Source organism: Prevotella sp. C0026C3, from assembly GCF_056590795.1.
On the sequence record NZ_JBWPWW010000024.1, the window covers coordinates 1 to 22568 of the forward strand.

A 22568-nucleotide genomic window follows, 5' to 3' on the forward strand; every position below is an offset into this window, starting at 1 on the left:
GAGGTGGGTCTCATTATTTTAACCTTACTGGGTCTAAAATACTTGCCAGCGTGGGTCAAATTAGTGTGGCTTTTCCAAGAGCTGAGGGAGTTGAGTTTCAAACTATCTTATCTGCCTCTCGTTTATCCGACATTTTTTTTATGCGTCTTTCTGTCGCATCGGTCGTTTTCGTTTCGGGTGCTTGAAAAGGTAGGGATTAGGGAATGCAAGGTTTTTCGGTCAAAATACTACCCGCAGGGCTGGAGATTTTTACCGAAAACAGGAGGCTTGACCTTGCTTTCCCGTCCAATCCCGGAATTACCTTTGCGCCCAGAACGAAAATGACTGACTGATGCGGCTTACTGAAAGGCGCAAAATGGAGGTAAACGAAAACAGAGGCAGATTGTGTAGAAAAAAACTTCAGGGGAAAATCCGTAAAAAAAAGAATCACCAAAAGGAAAAAGACATCACCGGAAGCGTGAAAAGGGCAAACCACAACAAAGGAAGTATGATTGTTTCCGATCCGACGGAACTTGTTCAGCCGGGTGGCAACAATCATTCTTCCCGGTTTGTCCGGCTGTGTGTGGGCGCCTGTTTCATTCATGGGGCAGGCTGACACACTCTGCATTCACTTTCCGCTTCCGGCAAAAGAGACAGCGAAAAAAGAAAAATCATTTGAAAACCCGTAAAAGCACCTCTTGGCATAGGCGCAAAAGAAAGGGGCATTGCTTCATCTGTCTAAACATCGTTTAGGCGTGAGGCAATGCCCTTTTCTCCAGCTATGCGGTAGTCGGCACACGTTTGTTCCAAACTCGTTTTGGGCAATGGTGTGCCGACGGACAATACCGCTTTTACGGAAAATTCTTATGAATGAGGGGATAAAAAACGGGAGTTTATATCAAAATCTCGAATTAAATAGCTACTTTTGCATACGAAGAGTTCTTTGAAGGTTACGCAACGCGCAGAAGGATAATGCAGTAGATAACTAACTAAATCGTAACCTATTACTATCAAGAGCAATTAACCTACGCTCATTTCCAATAAATTACACTCTTTTCGTAACTTCGTATTGCAAATATACTAAAAAAAGACCCAAGAATGCAAATATAGTCTTACTTATTTCAAACGAAAAGAGACCTGTCTCGCGACAAGTCTCTCACATACTTACTAAAACTAAATTAACCACTAAAAAAACTAATTTTCTATTTTAAGTCAGTTCCAACTCTACGAGTGTCTCTTTAGAAGCGATAACCCAAAGTCAGAAGCAACTGATGGCGCTTGAAGTTAACTTTTGTCGCATCGGCAACATTGTTCTCAGGATGCGCACTCTCGTCTGCATTATAGTAATACGGCATGAATGGATAGAAATCACCACTCTGTGCACTATACTGATAAGCCAAGTCTATATTGAACTTCTTCACTGTATAACCTACACCACAAGTAAACCGGTTGGTCGATTTCCAGTTGGTATAATCTGTAGATGAAGCATTCATTGTACCCGGAGAAATAACCGAACCATCGCGTACAGCTTTCTTATTGAACATCGGTGACAGATAGTTATAACCTACACGAACAGCCCAATCTTTTACCGGCTTGAACTCAACACCCAACTTCAACGTAGAAACGCCCTTCAAAGCAGAACTGGTATGAGCATTCATCTCTGCATCTTTGCTCGTTGTTTCGTAGGTACTCCATTCATCGTAATAAGAGCCGGTGTTCAATCTGTTATTGATGGTTCCATAGTCTGCATATTCATAAGTGGCACCTAGAGCCAAATAGTTACCTACCGTATGACCTAAACTCAAGCCAAACTTCCATGGCGTGTACAGTTTGTAACTATAAGAAGAGCTATGGTTGGCCGACATATTGTTATCAGGTGTACCCATCTCCATCTGTGTATTAGTTGTCATATCCAAGTCGTAGAAGATGGGAGTATTGATGTATACGCCTACTCTAAAAGGTGAATCAGCCACCGGACGGAAGATTCCACCGAATTTAATATCAAAGCCTGAGCCTGTTATTTTAAGGCTTTCCCACGTGTTGGCTATCGCTTTATCGGTCGTAGCCAAGTCTTCTGTGTAGAAACTATTTGTACGGTAATGCACGTCGTGATAGCCAAGTGTCAAGCCAAGATATACACGGTCGTTGATATTTCCACTGATATTGAAGTCGTATTCGCCGATATAGCCTTTCTGATATTGGCCAAACATGAAACCAGTAGCATTGTAGTAACCATAGACATCATTGGTTTTATCATAAGGCAACATTTGAGCATAACCAGCATCCACACCGTTCCATATCATGTTGGCAACATCTTGTCCGTACTTAGACTTCAGTTCTTTACCATAGTCATATTTACGTGCTGTGTTCTTATTCTGCGATGCATTGGTCAGCGTATTCATCGCCGAGAGAATCTGATCGAAGTTACGACTCTTATGATAGTTGAAACCTACGTTCACAAACGACTTACGACCATAACGGTTCGACCACACAAAACCTAGCTGATCGAAACTCATATTGGTCTTCTTACCATCGAAACGGAAATTATCGCGAGGCAAACTCGTCTTGGCATCTTGCTGACTTACCAAGCCACCGGAAATCAAAAGCTGACTACGACGGAATAATCCTAGACCAGCAGGGTTTGTACTGATGGTGGAAATATCAGCTCCTAAAGCTTCCATCGCACCACCCATACCAACATAACGAGCAGTCCCATTCAAATCATTATCTATCAACTTTGTATCTTGATAGGTTTCTTGTGCTAATATCGGCAACGACAATGATAGCATCGCAGCCAATGAGTAATATTTAATATTCATGATTGTTACAAGCTGTTTCTTTATTTAAGCTAATACTATATTTATTGAGCGACGTAGCTTTAACGATGTCCGAAATGACCACCACCGCCGAAGTTGCCGCCACCAAAGTTTCCTCCACCAGAGAACGAGCCACCACCTGAGCGTGCTCCACCACCGAAGCTACCGCCACCAGAGAACGAGCCGCCGCCTCTAGACATACCACTATCCATACGCGGAGTGTAGCTACGTGAACCAAACGAACGCTGTCCGAAGTTACTATTCGAGCTAGAACGATTTGGCGAGATGGCACGTCCGGAAGCATTGTTACGCGAATAAGTGCGCACACCATTGCGAGAAGATGCCGTAGCTCCACCATGATTAGGGAAACTATAATTGCGTACGCCGTTGCTCGGACGGCCTACCGCATACACACCTCTATAGCCGGGATAGTCCCAGTAGCCCCAATAGCCACGGTAAGGATAGCCCCATCCGGCATACATACCGCCATAGTACCAAGGATCATACCATCCCCATCCACCATAATAATAAGACGAATACCAAGGGTCGTACCATCCCCATGCACTGCGCCAAGGACCATAAGCACCATACCAAGGGCCATATCCCCAGCTGCTATAGTACCATGGAGAATACCAACCATAGTATCCATCCCACCTAGACATACGACGTGTATAGGCATAATCGTCATCATCTACAATGGTGTCGTAATATTTACCTACGAAAGTCGTATCAATATACGTAGAATCGGGATAAACTCCATTGCCCTTTTGGAATTGGATAATATCATTACCTTTCCCGTCTTCACCAACCTTCTGATACAGACTCCACGACTTACCATGCCGATTATACTCATCAACATCGCGCTTACTGCCTACATAGTAGGCATTTTTATTGTCGGTCTTGGGGTAAGTATCGGTTGTTTCAGCACTCTTCTTCGCAGTGAAGTAGAGGTCGTCATCCTGCGCCATCAGTGATAATGGCAAGAACGAAGCTAAAATTGAAACAAAAAATAACTTTTTCATATTGATGCTCCTTTTTAGTTATATTTCGCTTTTTACTAATACAAAAGTATCTATTATTTTATATGCAAATATAAGGAAATTCCCTATCTCATGATAGGTTTTTCCCTATTTTTTATATATTTGCACACAAATTAAACCACAACGTGAAATATATAATCGTTAAATTCAATATCACTGCAGGCGAACTAAAACAAACTGCTAGCGAACTTCTTGCCGATTCGATGGGCGAAATAGGCTTTGAAGCCTTTGAAGACACAGAAAACGGTATCAACGGATATATTCAAGAAGACCTGTTCCATGACGAAATCGTCAAGCAACAAATTGACCAATTGTCACTGGAAGGAGCTCATATCGCTTACACCGTAGAGAAAGTTGAAGATAAAAATTGGAATCAGGAATGGGAAGACCAAGGCTTTTCACCCATCAGCGTTGATGACAAAATTACGATATACGATGCCAAACACACCACAGAAGCACCAAAGCTGACAGAAATGGAAATTGGCATTGAACCGATACAAGCTTTCGGTTCGGGCACACACCAAACTACACAGATGATTGTTTCACAACTCCTACAGTTGGATTTATCGCAGAAGCGCGTGCTAGACTGCGGTTGTGGCACAGGCATCTTAGGTATCGTTGCTGCCAAACTAGGTGCGCGCGAAATCGTAGGATATGATATTGACGAATGGAGTGCAAAGAACACAGAGCACAACGCGAAGTTGAACGGAGTGGAAAATCTAACTGTCCTACAAGGTAACTCAAGTGTTTTATCGCATGTTTGTGGCGTTTTCGACATCGTATTAGCCAACATCAACCGTAACATTTTGCTTGACGATATGCACAACTTCAAAGATGTGATGGGCAGTAATGCTAAACTCATCTTGAGCGGTTTCTACACTGAAGACACAGAAGTACTAATACAGAAAGCTAAAGAAAACGATTTGGAGCTCCTATCTACAACAGATAAGGACAATTGGTGTTGTTTGGTATTTGGAAATTAAGACATAAGCAAGGGGATATAGTTGCGGGACACGTTATAGAGCTCTAAATTCTAATCCTTTGCTTTTAATTTCTTTTCCATCTCTTTGGAATATGCTTGCCCACGAGATACTAGATATTCAAAGTACACAACATCATCAACCACTTCTATATGGCAAGTGAAGAAAGCTCTGTAACTGCCGATACGGATTCGGTATGTATTCTTGAAATTAGTTAGTTTGATACTGTCGGTTATATCAGAAAGACTCTCTGCATGCTTAACCTCTGCAAGCATGCTTGATAGACTCTTCAAACTTTTACCTGATAATAACCTCGCTGACTTTTCAAAAGCTTTAGAATACTTTACTTTCATATACCCAACCACTTCTCAAAATCAGCCTGTTCTTCTTCATCTAACATTTCCTTGCCTTCTGGAACATTTTCTGCAAGCCAAGCGTATTGCTTATTTTCGTCATATTCTTCGGCAACTTTATCAAGCAATCCTTCAATAAAGTTTTTTAGATTCGTACCCCTATTGGCTGCCATAACAGACAGTGAACGAAAAGTTTCACCGCTAAGATCTATAATTTTTCTCTTTGGTTGTAATGCAGTTGTTGCCATAATTCTATCTATTTAAGCCACCACAAATATATAACATATATATGATATATACAAAAAAGTGGTAATAATTCTATCTAGATGTACCTATTCGTCAACTGACTTATGAAGCAATCAATTTGCTGCCAAGTAGCAGCAAACTTACTGTATAGCCTTTTCAGCAATGCTGTTCGGCCTATGCAGCAAAATTGCCAAGCCCTTGCAGCAAACCAAGGAATAAGGAATGAGAAATAAAGAATAAGAAGTCAGGAAGAAAATATCAATGTGTTTTGACCACATGCAAGCAATAACGGTCGGAATAATCTATCACCATGACACGTTTTTCTTCATGATTTAGATGCTCAGACAGACTCAAAGCTACGTGCCCCATGGTGCGTCTCAGATTGAGTTCTACCATTGGATGCAACAAGAATTCATCGAAAGGCTTGCCCTTCTTCGCCCCGCTTACCACCATCATATCTACTCCGAACGGCCCTATATAGGTATTACCGAGTAATTCACCCATTAACAACGCTATTCTATTTCGCACTTTCGACATCAAGTCGGCAGATATATAACTTTCCAACACTTCTTCTTTCTGCCTCTCAGACATGAGCAAATTGCCACGATACACGCCATGCACAGTACGGAACATGCTCAAACCGAGATATTCGACACAGCCATTACCCGATGCATAAAATTCTGCCCCGAAATCCAAAACCTTATTGTAAAGCGGCTCAACCATTAAGGCATGCTGCTTTCGGATAATGTTATCGCACCATCCCAACAAGTGATTATCTACCTCACGGTCGGACAACCAATAGCGATTTCCGCGCCCGCTACTGCTCCAAGGCGCTTTCAACACAAAGTCACCACCACCGTCTACAACTCCACGCAGACTCTCCATATTCGTCACTATCCACGACTTACCTACCGTACCACCATACTCCGCCAATATCGGTAACAAATGTTTAGCCGCCCATGGGCGCCCGCTGATTTGTCGTTGTTGCCCCAGTTGAAAGTCGGACAAAACACTGTTGGCAAGCATCGGATTCATCTGTTGCAGCTGATAATTAAGCGCTATATCTTGTCCCCAAGGTTGAATATCCACTTGACCTGAGGTTTGAGAGCCCAGTATTTGGGGCGTAACAAACTCCACCTCGGCCATATAGCGACGTAAATGGCGCGTGCGGCGCATTACAGAATCAACATCTTCCACCAATACCAAGTCGCCATCGGCAGCCCACAGAGCCGGCAAGAAGTCTAAATCGGCACGGAGTTGGCGAGCTGCATGGGGTGCGGTAAAGTTTGGGATATTAGCTGCTAGAGCCAAATCGTGTTCGGGATTAAATATATGTAATTTCATCTTGTATTCAGAAAAAGCAGTGCAAAAGTAGTAATATTCCGTCGAAGGAATAGCATTTAGAACCACATTTCAACTTCAAAATATTTTTTCCTTGATTTCAATTCGCCGCAACGATTTTGCCACCTCTTTTATACGATATATTATTTTCGCGCATTTAGCATATTTTGCTATCTAGAGTTTGCAAATTTGGAAATATTGATTATCTTTGCACAGAATATAGATACAAGAACTGACAAGGCAAATATGGAAGCTTTCTTCAGCACGCATAAATATTTGGTAGAACATACGAACGCCCCGGTGCATCGCACTTTGATGGACGAAATAGACTGGTCCGACCGTATGATTGGTATCAAAGGGATGCGTGGTGTAGGGAAGACAACTTTCCTTTTGCAATATGCGAAAGACCATTTCGAGTTAGACGACCGTCAATGCTTGTATATCAACATGAACAATTTCTACTTCCAAGGTAGAGGGATTGCCGATTTTGCAGGTGATTTCATAGACAGAGGAGGTAGGGTTTTACTGATAGACCAAGTCTTTAAGCAGCCAAATTGGAGTTCGGAACTCAAAAAATGCTACGACAATTATCCCGCACTCAAGATTATCTTTACAGGTAGTAGTGTCATGAGATTAAAGGAGGAAAATCCTGAACTTAATGGTATAGTAAAAAGTTACAATCTGCGTGGATTCTCGTTTCGTGAATATATCAACCTATTAACGGGTAATTCATTCACTCCCTATACCTTGTCCGACATCTTGGAGAATCACGAGCACATCGTCAAAGAGATTCTGCCAAAGGTGAGTCCGATGAAATTCTTCCCCGATTATTTGCATCATGGCTTCTATCCATTCTTCCTTGAGAACAGAAATTTCTCGGAAAATCTGCTCAAGACCATGAATATGATGACGGAAGTGGATATTCTCTTGATTAAACAGATAGAACTTAAATACCTCACAAAGATAAAGAAACTGTTCTATCTATTAGCACTTGATGGTTCAAAAGCGCCCAACATCAGCAATCTCGCAGAAGAAATCAACACCAGTAGAGCCACTGTCATGAACTACATCAAGTATTTGGCAGACGCTCGACTCATCAATATCATCTATCCAGTGGGGCAAGATTTCCCCAAAAAACCGTCGAAGGTGATGCTCCACAATTCTAATCTCATGCATGCCATCTATCCTATTAAGGTAAACCAGCAGGACATGATGGAGACTTTCTTTGTGAATGCATTGTGGAAAGATCACCTCGTAAACCAAGGGAGCAAGAACCAACACTTCATCGTAGACAACGATTTAAAGTTTAGAGTATGCGACGCTAAGAGCGAACATAAGGTAAGATACAACCCTGATACATTCTATGCGCGCTACAATACTGAAATAGGAAAAGACAACAGAATACCTTTATGGCTATTGGGTTTTCTGTATTAAGTAAATATATACAAAAACAATTCATTAATATTTTATCTGCAATAAAATGGCTAAAGAAAAAAAGTTTATCACTTGTGATGGTAACGAAGCAGCCGCTCATGTGAGCTACATGTTCTCAGAAGTAGCAGCGATCTACCCTATCACACCATCATCTCCGATGGCAGAACACGTAGATACTTGGGCAGCCAAGGGTCGTAAGAATCTGTTCGGTCAAACGGTGACAGTTCAGGAAATGCAATCTGAGGGTGGTGCAGCCGGTGCTTTGCACGGTTCTCTACAAGCAGGTGCGTTGACAACAACATTCACTGCATCTCAAGGTTTGCTGTTGATGATTCCTAATATGTACAAGATTGCGGGCGAGATGTTACCTTGTGTATTCGACGTATCAGCTCGTACAATCGCTACACACTCTCTCTGTATCTTCGGAGACCATTCAGATGTCATGGCTTGTAGGCAGACTGGCTTCGCTATGTTCTGCTCCGGATCAGTTCAAGAAGTGATGGATTTGACCGCAGTTCCTCATCTTGCGACTCTGAAGACAAGCATTCCTTTCATCAATTTCTTTGATGGTTTCCGCACATCTCACGAGTATCACAAGATTGAACAAATCGATCAAGACGAGGTAGCTAAGCTCCTTGACCCAGAAGATATCAAGCGTTTCCGCGACCGTGCACTCTCTCCTGAGCGCCCAGTAACACGTGGTACCGCTGAAAATCCAGAGACTTTCTTCACTCATCGTGAAGCTTGCAACCAGTATTATGAAAACATTCCCGAAGTAATAGAAGACTATTTGGTTAAGATTTCAGATATTACCGGTCGTGAATACCACCTCTTTAACTACTATGGAGCAAAGGATGCTGAGAACATTATCATCTTGATGGGTTCTGCAACTGAGGCTGCTCGCGAGGCTATCGACTATCAGATGAAGCAAGGAAAGAAGGTGGGTATGATTTCAGTACACCTCTATCGTCCATTCTCTGTTAAGCATTTGCTCGCTGCTGTGCCTGAGACTGTTAAGCGCATTGCTGTTCTTGACCGTACCAAAGAGCCGGGAGCTGAAGGAGAACCATTGTATCTGGACGTAAAGAGTGCATTCTATGATGTAGAAAACAAGCCTCTGATCGTTGGTGGTCGCTATGGTTTGGGGTCTTCAGATACCACTCCTGCTCACATTATCTCTGTATTCAACAACCTCGAATTAGCTGAGCCTAAGGATCATTTCACCGTAGGTATCGTTGATGATGTTACCTTTACATCGCTTCCTTTGATTGAAGAGATTCCTATGGGTGGCGAAGGTATGTTTGAAGCTAAGTTCTATGGACTTGGAGCCGATGGTACTGTAGGTGCTAATAAGAACTCTGTGAAGATCATTGGTGATAACACCGACAAGCATTGTCAGGCTTACTTCTCTTACGACTCTAAGAAGTCTGGAGGCTTCACATGCTCTCACTTGCGCTTCGGAGATTCTCCAATCCACTCTACTTATCAGGTAAATACACCTAACTTCGTGGCTTGTCACGTTCAGGCTTACTTGAGAATGTACGATGTTATCCGCGGTTTGCAGAAGAACGGAACATTCCTTTTGAACACAATCTTCGAAGGTGAAGAACTTGCTAACTTCATTCCTAACAAGATTAAGCGTTACTTCGCACAGAATAACATCACTGTTTACTATATCAACGCTACGAAGATTGCACAGGAAATTGGTCTGGGTAACCGTACCAACACTATCCTCCAAAGTGCATTCTTCCGTATCACAGAGGTTATCCCTGTTGATTTGGCTGTAGAACAGATGAAGAAATTCATCGTGAAGTCATACGGAACAAAGGGACAAGATGTCGTTGAGAAGAACTACGCTGCCGTAGATCGTGGTGGTGAATACAAGCAATTGGCTGTTGACCCAGCTTGGGCTAACCTCGCAGACGACGCTGAAGACACTACAGACAATGCTCCCGCATACATCAAGGAGATTGTTCGTCCTATCAACGGACAAGTAGGCGACCTCTTGAAGGTTTCAGATTTCGTTAAATACGACATGGTTGACGGTACCATGACAAATGGTTCTTCTGCATTCGAGAAGCGCGGTGTTGAAGCATTCCACCCAGAGTGGACTGCCGAAAACTGTATCCAGTGTAACAAGTGTGCCTATGTTTGTCCTCACGCATGTATCCGTCCGTTTGTTCTCGACGAAGAAGAGCTGAAGGGCTTCGACGATAAGACACTCGAAATGAAGGTTCCAAAGCCTATGGCAGGTATGCACTTCCGCATTCAGGTAAGCACACTCGACTGTGTAGGTTGTGGTAACTGTGCTGACGTTTGTCCCGGTAACAAGCAGGGTAAGGCTCTTGCTATGGTTCCATTCACACACGAACAGAAGCAGATTGACAACTGGAACTACCTCGCAAAGAACGTAAAGAGCAAGCAACACATGATAGATGTACAGAGCAATGTGAAGAATTCACAGTTCGCTCAACCCTTGTTTGAGTTCTCAGGTGCTTGTGCCGGTTGTGGTGAGACTCCTTATGTGAAGTTGATTTCTCAGCTCTTTGGCGACAGAGAGATGATTGCCAACGCTACAGGATGTTCTTCTATCTACTCAGCTTCTTTGCCTTCTACTCCTTATACCACTAATGAAAACGGACAAGGTCCTGCTTTCGACAACTCATTGTTCGAAGACTTCTGCGAGTTCGGTATGGGTATGGCACTCGGAAACAAGAAGATGAAAGAGCGCATCACACTGCTGTTGAATGAGCTTATTGCTAAAGACGATACTCCAGCAGAGTTCAAAGAGGCTGCTCAAGCATGGATTGACGGTAAGGACGATGCCGCTGCTTCTAAAGAAGCTACTGCAAAGTTGAAGCCAATGATTGCTGAAGGTGCTGCCAACGGATGCCCCACATGCGCTGAGTTGAAGACACTTGACCACTATTTGGTGAAGCGTTCACAGTGGATTATCGGTGGTGACGGTGCTTCATACGACATTGGTTACGGTGGTCTCGACCACGTAATTGCTTCTGGTGAAGACGTAAATATCCTCGTATTGGATACAGAGGTTTACTCTAACACCGGTGGTCAGTCATCTAAATCGACTCCTCTGGGTGCTATCGCACAGTTTGCTGCTCAAGGTAAGAGAATCCGTAAGAAGGATCTCGGACTCATGGCAACAACCTACGGATACGTATATGTAGCTCAGATTGCAATGGGTGCAGACCAAGCACAGACCTTGAAGGCCATCCGCGAAGCTGAAGCTTATCCCGGACCATCATTGGTTATCGCTTACGCTCCTTGTATCAACCACGGCTTGAAAGCTAAGGGTGGTATGGGCAAGAGCCAAGCCGAAGAGGGTCGCGCAGTTGAAAGTGGCTACTGGCACTTGTGGCGTTACAATCCTCAATTGGCTGAAGAAGGAAAGAACCCGTTCTCACTCGACTCTAAAGAGCCTGACTGGAGCAAGTTCCGCGACTTCCTCTTAGGCGAGGTACGCTACCTTTCTGTACAGAAAGCTTATCCTAATGAGGCAGAAGAATTGTTTGCTGCTGCCGAGCAAATGGCTAAGCTACGCTACCAGAGCTACGTTCGTAAGACGAAGGAAGATTGGTCTGAAACCATTTAAGCAATTCAGATAAAATAACTATCAAAGAGGGCTGTAAATCATTTTACAGCTCTCTTTTTTGTTATTATTAACTCAAAGAAAGTGCAACGCATCTAAAAATGGCCTATATTTGTAGCAATTTATTAATCAATTAAATTAGAGAACGCAATGAAAAAAATCTTTTTTGCAGCCATAGCTGTAGCCTTGACATTGGCTAGCTGTGGCAATCAGACCAAGAGTGCATCACAAGTTGTTGATTCAGATTCAGTAGCAGCTGCTGTTGATACAGCCGCAACCGCTGTTAAATCAGCTCAAGATGTCATTAGCTTATTGAACACCCAACTCACCGAAAAGAACGGTAAAGACCTAACACAGACACTTACCGACTTAAAGGCTAAGTATGCTGAACTCGTTAAATCCGGCAACTTAGAAGAGGCTAAGAAATATGCTGAGACCGTTAAACAGTTCGTTACAGAGCACGCTGACCAAATCAAGAGCGTCGTTGGAGACAATGCTACGGTGAATACACTTATCACTGGTATTAAGAATCTGCCTACCGACGTTGCCGCAACAGCTGATGATGCTGTCAATGCAGCTAAAGCCGGCGCAGCAGATGCAGCCAAAACGGTAGACGCAGCCAAAGAAGCTGCTAAGACAAAGGCCAACGAAACCGTTGAATCAGCAAAGGAAACTGCTAAACAAAAAGCTGGCGAAGCCGCTTCAAAAGCAGCTGGCGATGCTATGAAGAAACTTGGTTTGTAATTTCAAACCAAATATTATAATAAAAAAGGATGGCCTGATGGTCATCCTTTTTCATTTTGTATGAGATTACTGCAGATATTTCGCAACATCTCTGCGAAAGCCAAACAGCAATGCTGCAAAGGCTCAACAACAATGCTGACAAACCTCTGCAACAAATCCAATAAATTACTTTCGAGGTACTTCAAACTTATCTCCGGTAGATTGAACCAGCTTTTTCGCAAATGCATCGGGGTATCCTGTACGCACGACGCGAGCTCCGAGTCCTGTAGCGGTACGCTTGAATCGACCATTGGCATCGGTAGGTTTCACCGTCATATCGTTGTATTTCACGATGAGATACATAGCCAATTGTTTCCAACGTGCCAACATCTGCTCTGCCTGCTGGTTACTATAATCATTGAGATACTTCACTGCTGCCGCCTTATCCGATGTATAAAGCTGCATAGCCTTGTCTTCCACACCCTTCTGTGCTGCCACATACGACTGCTCAAGACTATCACGTACAGCCTTCAGTTCGGGGAACATTTGGCTGTAGCGAGGATATACCATGTTGCTAACCCAGTTACATACCCAGTAAGCATTATCCATTGAGAATGTCACAGCATCGGCGCCGGGCGTATTATAACAGTTAGGTTGTATCTTATTACCGCAATAAATAGGTGTATATGCCACCATATTGCCGTCGTCGTTACCAAACCAAAGAATACCGCCAATTTCCCTTGGCAACCATCCACGCAACTGTGCTACATACGAGAAGCCTGTCTGTTGTGTGCTCACCGGACGCTCATTGAAATACTCCTTACCATCAACCTTGAACATCAACGGCGTTGGGCGATATGGCATTTGCCAAATACCGCTGCCCATATCCGCACTGTCGGTAGCCAAAGGAGTCCCCTCATAATGGTCACGCATGGCCATCTCAACATCTTGCAGACTCAATTTTTTATCGGGGATAATCCACAATGGCATATCCTCTGCATTGGGCTCTTTCCCCTCAGCCCATGGCAAATAGCGCTCAAAACCAGCCTTGAAGCGGTTGAAGAACGACCATACACGAGCGTCACAAAAGCGACGTCCGGAGAAATCGGGCTTGGCATAAGCCTCTTTCCAAGAGAAGTCGGCCTTTTTACCACTATACCAACCTTTAGAAATAGCAAACGAAACAACGTCCTTACTGTACATCACGTTGGCCTTATCTTTCATGTCAAACTTGCCAATACGACTCTGATTGGCATGCGCACAGATAGCATCGTCGGGTATACGCTGGGCAACCCAGACCACAGACTTGCTACCCGGACCTTTTCCCATCATCTCCATTATCCACGCTTCGTTGGGATCGCAGATGGTAAACGTCTCACCCTCGCTGTTATAACCATAGGTTTCGGCAAGCTTAGTCATCACCTGTATAGCCTCACGAGCCGTACGCGAACGTTGCAATCCAAGATAAATAAGCGAACCATAGTCGATAATACCGGTGGTATCGACCATTTCTTCACGACCTCCATAAGTAGTTTCTCCAATGGAAACTTGGAACTCGTTGATGTTACCAATGACATTATAAGTAACTGGCGCTTCCGGTATCTCACCATGATATACCTTTGAATCCCAGTCATAAATCTTACGCATCTCACCTTTAGCGTGCAATCCGGCAGGATAATGGCATAGTCCTATAAACATACCATAGTCGTCGGCATTGTATGTACACATCACACTACCATCCACACTGGCTTTCTTTCCAACAATGAAATTAGTACATGCCAATCCCCATGTCGACATCATCAACATGACGAGAAGGGACATCTTTCTCTTTCCCATATCTAAAATATCCATTAAAACGTTGTTATTTGCTATATAATAAATTGTCAAGATTCCTTTCGTCAAGACCATAAAAGCATAAGCAGACTACATGCTGACCTTGTACACACGTCCCTCTTTTTTCAGTCGCAACGTACCTCCCACCCATTCTGTCATGGCAATCTCTTCGGTCAAAGGCTGGAATGAGAGTACACGGTTACCTTGTAACTCCACCACAGCAGGGTGTATAGAGAACTCGTCTACCAACAATGTATTCACTGCTATACGCTTAATGCGCTGCGATAATTCCTGCATTAGTGGACTCCTCCCATAGGTACTCGTACCGGCGGCACCCTTCTCGGACGTTCATCCGGCATCGATGATGATGTCGGAGGTACCGTATCCGTCTTTCCTGCAACCTTGGTACTATCTTGAGATACCACCTGTGGCTCCGCTTTCACATGCATACGAATCAACCGAATATTATTGATGAGCAGCAATCGCAAAGTAGTAGAAGACCGCGATGAAATATTTGAGCGCGTATTAAGCATGAAGTAGCCTTTCACCTCTTTGATTCCCAGCTTCCCAGCATCCTCAACTGTAGCCGATTGATGGCTTCCACCGCTGATATGAACCACCTGTGATACGATGCTATCATTCTGATATTTCACCACCAAAACAGCCACAGCATCGCGCGAACCATCTTGGAATATGTATTGAGCATCGAAATCCAATACGAGGCGATCGCCCTGATGATAAGCCGTATCGACCGCTTGAGTAAATGTATAAAGATTGAATGGCTCGTACATCGACAACACCATAGATTGCTCACCACGCCATACGTTGGCCGTATCTCCATTCTCCGAGAGCATCCCATAAGCCCCACTTCCTTGGCTACCACCAAGAGATGCCGACTCATCACTCAATCGTTTGGACAGCGATTCGTATATTTTTTCCAGACTCTCGGTATGTCTCAAGTAATAGACCATGGATGAATCGAACTCGGCAGAAGTGATACCATGCTTCTTAAACACGGCTTCCCGATAGGTAACAAAAGCTTTACTATCGCCTCCGGGCGATGCAGATATACCCTCAGCCAAATGATAATCGTACAGAATATCTTCCATCTCATCAGGCTGGATAATGCTTGATGGTACTGTGGGCTTGCAAGATAAAACCAACAAACCCAGCACTACAAGCAAGCCAAACATACGCAATGACATGGCTGTGTGGACAATACTGTTATGATTCTGTATGTTCATTCACTTTCTTAGGCAATGACTTCTTGAAAGTATCACCCATTCCTTCCAAATCTTTACGGTAGAAAATCAGCAATAAAACGACTCCGACGCTGATGCAAGCATCGGCAAAATTAAACACCGGCGAGAAGAAAATAAACTCTTGCCCACCATAAAACGGCACCCATTCAGGCCATGTAGTGACTATCAAAGGAAAATAAAACATGTCTACCACTTTCCCTTCAAGGAAAGAAGCATAGCCGGTACCAAAGTCTACAAAGTGGGAAACAACGAAAGGAGACGACTCATTGAAACACAAACCGTAGAACATTGAGTCGAAGACATTGCCCGCTGCACCCGCCAAAATCATAGCAAGTACCATGACATATCCGGTATGATGGCGTTCTCTGATAACCCGATTGATATACCATCCGATACAGCCAATAGCTATAATACGCATGATACTCAATACCAACTTGCTACCCAAAGTCATGCCATAAGCCATACCATTGTTCTCTATAAAACTGATATAGAACCAATTGGTCACATGAATGGATTCACCAAGACACATGTTTGTCTTGACCTCTACCTTGATAATCTGATCTATAATAATGATGGCAAGAATCAAGATAAAGGCCAATCGCCCATCAGTCAAATGCACTCTCAGTCTATTCATCGCTTGCGTGCATTCTTCGAAGCGACGCTAAGAGTTGCATGAGGCACTATAAGAAGACGCTCCTTGGGTATGAGTTCGCCCGTCATACGGTCGATACCATAGGTCTTATTCTCTATGCGTATGAGTGCAGCTTCAAGTCCTTTGATAAATTTTTGCTGTCGTTGAGCCAGCTGTATCATCTCTTCTTTGCTCTGATTGGCACTACCCTCCTCCAACATCTTGTTATAAGTAGGAGACGTATCGTCCACATCATTACCATCAAGATTCATCAGTTGTCGCATCATACCATCGTAATCGCGACGAGCCAACTTTAATTTATCGTTGATGACACCGCGGAATTCCGCCAAGTCCTCATCAGAATAACGCACTTTCTTGTCCATAATTATGTGATTATTGCGTTGAACAAAAAATGGGAAACGAGTTCTTTTGAAACCCATCTCCCACTTAGTCACTTTCTATTTTCGTTCTATCTTGATATTCAGCTTGTCTTCCTCGAACTCAATCTCCGACCCATCATTGTCGGCAATCAGGAGTTCATCGGCCAAAACTTGAGCTTTAATATAGTCACAGAAATCAGCAATAGCAGCGTCAGAGCGCTTATTCGGCGCAACAGTCACCACGATTCTATCTGTGATTTCAAAACCCGAAGACTTGCGAAGATTCTGTATACGATTGATAAGTTCGCGTGCCATACCCTCATTGAGCAATGAGTCTGTCAGCTCAACTTCCAACGCTACCGTCAGATTTCCTTCGTTTGCAACGAGCCACCCGGGTATATCTTCGCTGATAATCTCTACATCTGCCACCTCAACAACAACATTCTGATCTTGCACGGCCAACTGGATATTGCCGTTAGATTCAAACGCTGCAATCTCTTCTTGGCTGAGACTGTCCATACGAGCAGCCACTTCCTTCATGAGTTTACCAAACTTCTTACCCATCACACGGAAGTTACACTTCACCTTCTTCACCAACATGCTCTGCCCTTCAACGAAGTTTAGCTCTTTCACATTTACTTCGTTCTTAATCAAGTCGGACACAGCCGTGATGTAAGCTCTCTGTTGCTCGTCGACAGCAGGAATCATAATCTGCTGTAACGGTTGGCGAACCTTGATGTTAACTTTACGACGTAAAGCCAAAACCATGGATGTTATCTTCTGCGAAATCTCCATGCGTTCCTCCAAAGCGGAGTCTATCAACGCCTCATCTGCAGCGGGGAACTGCGCCAAATGCACACTTTCAAGCTCACCACCAAGGTCATGATACAGTTCATCGGCATAGAAGGGAGCCATCGGGGCAAGCAGTTTGCTCACCGTCATCAAACATGTATAGAGGGTTTGATAAGCACTTAGCTTGTTTTCATCCATCTCTTTTCCCCAGAAACGTTTACGGTTCAGGCGCACATACCAGTTACTCAAATCATCGTTAACAAACGATTCGATGAGTCGACCAGCACGAGTTGGGTCGTAATCTTCAAGTTCATAGCCTACCTTCTTTATCAAAGTATTAAGGCAAGAGAGAATCCAACGGTCGATTTCCGGGCGCTTATCATGGGCAACAGCCGCTGCTTCGGGGGCGAAACCATCAACATTTGCATACAGCGCAAAGAATGAATAGCTGTTGTAAAGCGTTCCAAAGAACTTACGACGAGTCTCGTCTACACCCGTAGCATCGAACTTCAAGTTGTCCCAAGGTTCGCTGTTTGTCAGCATATAGAAGCGTACTGCGTCTGCTCCATACTTGTTTATCATCTCGAAAGGATCAACAACATTCCCCACATGCTTGCTCATCTTGTTGCCCTTAGCATCCAATACAAGACCGGAAGAGACAACATTTCGGAAAGCAACACTGTCGAAAACCATCGTCGCGATAGCGTGTAATGTGAAGAACCAACCACGAGTTTGGTCTACACCTTCATTGATAAATTCGGCCGGGAAGAACTTGGGAGCAATAGCAGTGCCCTCATATTGACTCTTCACCATGGCTTCACGGTCTGCCTCAGTACCCGATGCCATCTCGCCTTCAAACGGATAATGCAACTGTGCATAAGGCATAGACCCACTATCAAACCACACATCTATCAAGTCCATCTCGCGATGCATAGGCTGTCCTTCGTCGTTCACCAGCACCACATAGTCAATATATGGACGGTGAAGATCTATCTTATCATAATTCTCTTGAGAATAGTCACCGGGCACAAATCCCTTATCCTTCATCGGATTAGATTTCATAACGCCGGCAGCAACACTCTTCTCTATCTCGCTGTAAAGTTCCTCTAATGAGCCGATACACTTCTCACCACGGTTCTCATCACGCCATATTGGAAGCGGAGTACCCCAGAAACGTGAACGAGAAAGGTTCCAATCGTTCAGATTCTCAAGCCAGTTGCCAAAGCGACCGGTACCTGTTGACTCCGGATGCCAATTGATTGTGTTGTTCAACTCAACCATACGTTCTTTCTTCGCAGTGTCTTTGATGAACCAACTATCCAATGGATAATAGAGAATAGGCTTGTCCGTACGCCAACAATGGGGATAGTTGTGCACGTGTTTCTCTATCTTAAAGGCCGTACCTTCTTGTTTCATCTCCATGCAGATGATGACATTGAGGTCTTCAGACTTCTCTGTTGCCACCTTATCCCACACTCCGTTAGGATTGAATTTGGGGTCGTATGCATTCTTCACATAGTCGCCTGCATGGTGCTGATAGGCTTCTACATTTACGCAATGAGCCACGAAATTAGCGTCCAACTCATCCATCAAGTAGTATTTACCCTGTAAATCAACCATTGGACGAGTCTCACCCTTCTTACTAATGAGATACAATGCCGGCACATGAGCGGCATTAGCCACACGCGCATCGTCTGCTCCGAAAGTGTTAGCGATATGTACTATACCCGTACCATCGTCTGTTGTAACGTAGTCACCGGGTATTACACGGAAGGCTTCGCTTTCCATTTCGACGAACTTATCGCGTCCATCTTCACCTGTAAATACCTTTTCGGGATGCTGTTGAGCATACTCCTGTACATAAGGGGCAGAGAGATCGTTCAACTTCTCGCATGGTTTTACCCACGGCATCAGCTGTGCATACTTGATACCCAACAGTTCTTCGCCTTTATAACGACCAATAACTTTGTAAGGAATGACCTTATCTCCATGCGCAAAAGCTGGCAACTCGGCATCACCGCTCACCTCGCCTTCCGGCTTCAAGTAAGCATTTACGCGTGCCTCGGCCATAATCATGGTCATTGGTTTAGCATCGTATGGATTGTAAGTCTGTATAGCTACATAGTCGATAGTGGGCGAAACGCAGAGCGATGTATTCGAAGGCAACGTCCAAGGCGTTGTCGTCCAAGCCAAGAAATAGGGGTTACCCCACTTCGTCCATTCCTCTTTCGGTTCTTCGATGAGGAACTGTGCCGTCACCGTTGTGTCTTTTACATCACGGTAACATCCCGGTTGATTCAACTCATGCGAGCTTAATCCGGTTCCGGCAGCAGGAGAATACGGCTGAATAGTATAGCCCTTATAGAGCAATCCTTTATTGTAAATCTGCTTCAGAAGCCACCAAATAGACTCGATATACTTATTATCGTAGGTAATATAGGGATGATCCAAATCCACAAAGTACCCCATCTTCTCTGTCAAGGTGCGCCATTCCTGCGTAAACATCATCACGTTTTCACGACATTTATGGTTATAGTCCTCTACAGAGATGTATTTATCAGAAGCCTTATTGTCTATATCTTTCTTCGTGATACCCAATTCTTTCTCCACACCGAGCTCTACCGGGAGTCCGTGTGTGTCCCATCCGGCCTTTCTATATACCTGAAAGCCCTTCATGGTCTTATAGCGATTGAACGTATCTTTGATGGCGCGAGCAAGCACATGGTGAATACCCGGATGACCATTAGCCGAAGGTGGTCCTTCAAAGAATACGAACTGAGGACATCCCTCACGCTCATCAATGGATTTATGGAAAATATCTTTCTTCTCCCACTGTGCTAAAACATCATCATTGGTCTGCGTTAAATTCAGGCCATTATGCTCGGTAAACTTCTTACCCATATTGCTTTTACGATTTTATTTTTGCGTAATTAAATATCTAGAAAGTAAGCGTCAACGCGCTTTTTATATAGGGCGCAAAGGTAAGCAAAAAAAACTTCACAGCCAAAACAAGCTTTGTTTTTTAATATAATAATAAGGTGTACCTGCACACCCATTCTTTTTCAATCATCAGAAAAAGAAAAACAATTACGTTTATTTTGCTATCTGCCTATTTTAGAGTAATTTTGCTGTCAAATCTTAAATATCTTATGGATTGGTTAATCAATTTATTTACAACAACAGACTCCGTGGCTCACATCGCCCTACTCTACGCGATTGTCATCGCAGTAGGCGTGCTCTTGGGTAAAATCAAGATTGGCGGTATCTCCCTCGGTGTCACTTTCGTACTGTTTGCAGGTATCTTAGCCGGACACGTTGGGTTCACTGCTCCTACAAACATCCTTACATTCATTCAAGACTTTGGCTTGATTCTGTTCGTCTTCTGCATTGGTTTGCAGGTCGGTCCCGGCTTCTTCGAGAGCTTCCGCAAAGGCGGTGTCACACTGAATGGGCTGTCTACGGCCATGATTTTCCTTGATGTACTCGTCATGTTTGCTTGCTACTATCTATTCTTCGATACTAGCAACCCCAACAATCTACCGATGATGGTGGGTACACTCTACGGAGCTGTAACCAATACACCGGGTCTTGGAGCTGCCAACGAAGCCTTAACTAGCGTATTTGCCAAAGGCCAAGTGCCGCAAATTGCATCGGGTTATGCCTGCGCCTATCCTCTTGGTGTACTCGGAATCATCGGTGCTACCATCGCTATCCGATACATTACACGCACGAAGTTGGAAGAAGAAGAGGAGCAACTGAATGAGCAAGAGGCCGAAAACCCTCATGCAAAGCCTTATCAGATGCATCTTCGCGTCACCAATACATACATTAGTGGACGTTCACTCCTTGAAATTTCACATTTCCTAAACAGAGATATTGTTTGCTCACGCTTGCTCCACGACGGTCAGGTAACGATTCCTACACGCGATACTATCTTCTGTCTGAACGACGAGATACTCGTAGTTTGCGCCGAAGCAGATGCTGCAGCTATCCAAGCTTTCATTGGTCCGGAGATTGATACTCCTTGGGAAACCGGCAACGAGAAGCAACCTTTGATTTCTAGGCGTATTGTCGTTACACGTCCATCTATGAATGGTAAGACTCTCGGCAAGATGCACTTCTCAAGCGTTTACGGTGTCAATGTCACCCGAATCACCCGTCAAGGCATGGATCTTTTCGCCAGTCGTAACCACCATTTCCAAGTTGGTGACCGCATCATGGTTGTTGGTCCGGAGGAGAATGTAAACCGTGTAGCCGAGATGATGGGTAACTCTGTGAAGCGTCTTGACGCACCTAACATTGCCACCATCTTCATCGGAATCCTTGTCGGAATCCTCTTTGGTAGCATTCCACTTGCTATTCCCGGTATGCCTGTGCCTTTAAAACTAGGTATTGCAGGCGGTCCGCTGATTATAGCTATCCTCATTGGCCGCTTCGGATATAAGTTTAAGCTGGTCACCTATACTACTACTTCGGCCAATATGATGCTCCGCGAAATCGGACTTGTATTATTCTTGGCTTCTGTGGGCATCAAAGCGGGAGCCGGATTCTGGGAAACTGTGGTTCAAGGCGATGGTTTGAAATACGTCTATACCGGCTTCCTGATTACTGTTATTCCTATCCTGATTGTCGGAACAATAGCTCGCTTGAAGTTCAAGTTCAATTATTTCACCATCATGGGTATGATTGCCGGAACCTACACCGACCCACCCGCACTGGCTTATGCCAACAGTTCTTGTACCAAAGAGGCACCAGCCATCGGTTACAGTACGGTATATCCGTTGAGTATGTTCCTAAGAATTTTCTCGGCACAGATAGTCGTTTTATTCTTCTGCGGGGCATAACAACCACTATAAAGCATTACCAAAAGGGGCATGACTGTGATAAGTCATGCCCCTTTTGTAAATCCTCTATTCCTATACTCACTATTTTTGTACTATACAAGCCACTCTTTTTCCACTTCTAACCAACACTCTTAACATTGTAAGATGATTTCTAAAATACAACTAATTGGAAATAAACAAGTTACCTTGTTTGTTAAACTGAATAGGTAACGATTTGGAAACGAGCGCGCAGAGTCAACCCGCAAGTGCAAAATTATAAAACGTATTTGAAGAATTCACACTTTGGAGTAGAAAAGTTTAATTT

At 44.0% G+C, this 22568-nt stretch carries 17 protein-coding genes and 1 pseudogene; 6 read left to right on the forward strand and 12 right to left on the reverse strand.

What is annotated here, in order from left to right; translation table 11 throughout:
• Positions 1-185 (forward strand): annotated as a pseudogene (locus AC1EK4_RS11010) (hypothetical protein); the annotation flags it as partial.
• Between the two features lie 11 nt (positions 186-196).
• Here the strand turns inward: AC1EK4_RS11010 and AC1EK4_RS11015 are convergent.
• The 3 genes from AC1EK4_RS11015 to AC1EK4_RS11025 form a co-directional block, all read right to left on the reverse strand.
• The gene (locus AC1EK4_RS11015; RefSeq protein WP_009126113.1) at positions 197-583 is read right to left on the reverse strand and encodes a hypothetical protein; all 387 of its coding nucleotides are present in this window, start codon (positions 581-583) and stop codon (positions 197-199) included.
• 634 nt (positions 584-1217) lie between these two features.
• On the reverse strand, positions 1218-2798 hold the full coding sequence (locus tag AC1EK4_RS11020) for an OmpP1/FadL family transporter (protein WP_480358262.1): 1581 nt from the start codon (positions 2796-2798) through the stop codon (positions 1218-1220).
• Between the two features lie 59 nt (positions 2799-2857).
• Positions 2858-3817: a hypothetical protein gene (locus AC1EK4_RS11025; RefSeq protein WP_480358264.1), complete on the reverse strand. Its 960-nt coding sequence runs from the start codon at positions 3815-3817 to the stop codon at positions 2858-2860.
• Positions 3818-3960: 143 nt separating this feature from the next.
• Between AC1EK4_RS11025 and prmA the strand changes: the two genes are divergently transcribed.
• Positions 3961-4818, forward strand: a complete 858-nt coding sequence (gene prmA / locus AC1EK4_RS11030; protein WP_480358265.1) for a 50S ribosomal protein L11 methyltransferase — start codon at positions 3961-3963, stop codon at positions 4816-4818.
• Positions 4819-4868: 50 nt separating this feature from the next.
• Here prmA and AC1EK4_RS11035 read toward each other — a convergent pair whose 3' ends face one another.
• The 3 genes from AC1EK4_RS11035 to AC1EK4_RS11045 all read right to left on the reverse strand — a co-directional run bounded on the left by AC1EK4_RS11035 (position 4869) and on the right by AC1EK4_RS11045 (position 6758).
• Positions 4869-5168: a hypothetical protein gene (locus AC1EK4_RS11035; RefSeq protein ID WP_036895963.1), complete on the reverse strand. Its 300-nt coding sequence runs from the start codon at positions 5166-5168 to the stop codon at positions 4869-4871.
• Positions 5165-5416 carry a hypothetical protein gene (locus AC1EK4_RS11040; RefSeq protein ID WP_036895965.1) on the reverse strand — a complete coding sequence of 84 codons (252 nt, stop codon included), beginning with the start codon at positions 5414-5416 and terminating at the stop codon, positions 5165-5167. The genes AC1EK4_RS11035 and AC1EK4_RS11040 overlap by 4 nt, the downstream gene beginning before the upstream one ends.
• A gap of 256 nt (positions 5417-5672) precedes the next feature.
• On the reverse strand, positions 5673-6758 hold the full coding sequence (locus AC1EK4_RS11045; protein WP_480358266.1) for a hypothetical protein: 1086 nt from the start codon (positions 6756-6758) through the stop codon (positions 5673-5675).
• Positions 6759-7001: 243 nt separating this feature from the next.
• On the opposite strand from AC1EK4_RS11045, the gene AC1EK4_RS11050 reads away from it, so the two are divergent.
• From AC1EK4_RS11050 to AC1EK4_RS11060, 3 genes are all read left to right on the forward strand, one after another.
• On the forward strand, positions 7002-8189 hold the full coding sequence (locus AC1EK4_RS11050) for an ATP-binding protein (RefSeq protein ID WP_036895998.1): 1188 nt from the start codon (positions 7002-7004) through the stop codon (positions 8187-8189).
• A gap of 46 nt (positions 8190-8235) precedes the next feature.
• Positions 8236-11802: a pyruvate:ferredoxin (flavodoxin) oxidoreductase gene (nifJ, locus tag AC1EK4_RS11055; RefSeq protein ID WP_480358267.1), complete on the forward strand. Its 3567-nt coding sequence runs from the start codon at positions 8236-8238 to the stop codon at positions 11800-11802.
• 147 nt (positions 11803-11949) lie between these two features.
• Entirely contained in the window at positions 11950-12543 is a 594-nt protein-coding gene (locus AC1EK4_RS11060; protein ID WP_062432575.1) for a hypothetical protein, read from the forward strand.
• Between the two features lie 165 nt (positions 12544-12708).
• Here the strand turns inward: AC1EK4_RS11060 and AC1EK4_RS11065 are convergent, their stop codons facing one another.
• The 6 genes from AC1EK4_RS11065 to ileS all read right to left on the reverse strand — a co-directional run bounded on the left by AC1EK4_RS11065 (position 12709) and on the right by ileS (position 20321).
• Positions 12709-14358, reverse strand: a complete 1650-nt coding sequence (locus AC1EK4_RS11065; protein WP_480358269.1) for a dipeptidase — start codon at positions 14356-14358, stop codon at positions 12709-12711.
• 87 nt (positions 14359-14445) lie between these two features.
• Positions 14446-14652: a hypothetical protein gene (locus AC1EK4_RS11070; protein ID WP_052052986.1), complete on the reverse strand. Its 207-nt coding sequence runs from the start codon at positions 14650-14652 to the stop codon at positions 14446-14448.
• A complete protein-coding gene (locus tag AC1EK4_RS11075) occupies positions 14652-15599 on the reverse strand; it encodes a DUF4296 domain-containing protein (protein WP_231725579.1) in 948 nt (315 codons plus the stop codon). The genes AC1EK4_RS11070 and AC1EK4_RS11075 overlap by 1 nt, the downstream gene beginning before the upstream one ends.
• Complete coding sequence (locus AC1EK4_RS11080; RefSeq protein WP_036899870.1) at positions 15580-16251, reverse strand: lipoprotein signal peptidase; 672 nt, start codon at positions 16249-16251, stop codon at positions 15580-15582. The genes AC1EK4_RS11075 and AC1EK4_RS11080 overlap by 20 nt, the downstream gene beginning before the upstream one ends.
• Entirely contained in the window at positions 16248-16631 is a 384-nt protein-coding gene (locus AC1EK4_RS11085; RefSeq protein ID WP_036899868.1) for a TraR/DksA family transcriptional regulator, read from the reverse strand. The genes AC1EK4_RS11080 and AC1EK4_RS11085 overlap by 4 nt, the downstream gene beginning before the upstream one ends.
• 75 nt (positions 16632-16706) lie before the next feature.
• Positions 16707-20321, reverse strand: a complete 3615-nt coding sequence (gene ileS / locus AC1EK4_RS11090; protein ID WP_480358271.1) for an isoleucine--tRNA ligase — start codon at positions 20319-20321, stop codon at positions 16707-16709.
• Positions 20322-20569: 248 nt separating this feature from the next.
• Here ileS and AC1EK4_RS11095 point away from each other — a divergent pair, with 248 nt between their 5' ends.
• Positions 20570-22264, forward strand: coding sequence for a putative transporter (locus tag AC1EK4_RS11095; protein WP_480358272.1), 1695 nt, complete (start codon positions 20570-20572; stop codon positions 22262-22264).
• Positions 22265-22568: the final 304 nt, after the last annotated feature.

Excerpts from the sequence above, each read along its gene's own strand:
- AC1EK4_RS11075 (WP_231725579.1), bottom strand. The coding sequence starts at position 15,599 with ATGAACATACAGAATCATAACAGTATTGTCCACACAGCCATGTCATTG.
- AC1EK4_RS11085 (WP_036899868.1), bottom strand. The coding sequence starts at position 16,631 with ATGGACAAGAAAGTGCGTTATTCTGATGAGGACTTGGCGGAATTCCGC.
- AC1EK4_RS11045 (WP_480358266.1), bottom strand. The coding sequence starts at position 6,758 with ATGAAATTACATATATTTAATCCCGAACACGATTTGGCTCTAGCAGCT.
- AC1EK4_RS11015 (WP_009126113.1), bottom strand. The coding sequence starts at position 583 with ATGAATGAAACAGGCGCCCACACACAGCCGGACAAACCGGGAAGAATG.
- AC1EK4_RS11080 (WP_036899870.1), bottom strand. The coding sequence starts at position 16,251 with ATGAATAGACTGAGAGTGCATTTGACTGATGGGCGATTGGCCTTTATC.
- AC1EK4_RS11020 (WP_480358262.1), bottom strand. The coding sequence starts at position 2,798 with ATGAATATTAAATATTACTCATTGGCTGCGATGCTATCATTGTCGTTG.
- AC1EK4_RS11060 (WP_062432575.1), top strand. The coding sequence starts at position 11,950 with ATGAAAAAAATCTTTTTTGCAGCCATAGCTGTAGCCTTGACATTGGCT.
- AC1EK4_RS11095 (WP_480358272.1), top strand. The coding sequence starts at position 20,570 with ATGGATTGGTTAATCAATTTATTTACAACAACAGACTCCGTGGCTCAC.
- AC1EK4_RS11070 (WP_052052986.1), bottom strand. The coding sequence starts at position 14,652 with ATGCAGGAATTATCGCAGCGCATTAAGCGTATAGCAGTGAATACATTG.
- AC1EK4_RS11040 (WP_036895965.1), bottom strand. The coding sequence starts at position 5,416 with ATGGCAACAACTGCATTACAACCAAAGAGAAAAATTATAGATCTTAGC.
- nifJ (WP_480358267.1), top strand. The coding sequence starts at position 8,236 with ATGGCTAAAGAAAAAAAGTTTATCACTTGTGATGGTAACGAAGCAGCC.
- AC1EK4_RS11050 (WP_036895998.1), top strand. The coding sequence starts at position 7,002 with ATGGAAGCTTTCTTCAGCACGCATAAATATTTGGTAGAACATACGAAC.
- AC1EK4_RS11065 (WP_480358269.1), bottom strand. The coding sequence starts at position 14,358 with ATGGGAAAGAGAAAGATGTCCCTTCTCGTCATGTTGATGATGTCGACA.
- AC1EK4_RS11025 (WP_480358264.1), bottom strand. The coding sequence starts at position 3,817 with ATGAAAAAGTTATTTTTTGTTTCAATTTTAGCTTCGTTCTTGCCATTA.
- AC1EK4_RS11035 (WP_036895963.1), bottom strand. The coding sequence starts at position 5,168 with ATGAAAGTAAAGTATTCTAAAGCTTTTGAAAAGTCAGCGAGGTTATTA.
- ileS (WP_480358271.1), bottom strand. The coding sequence starts at position 20,321 with ATGGGTAAGAAGTTTACCGAGCATAATGGCCTGAATTTAACGCAGACC.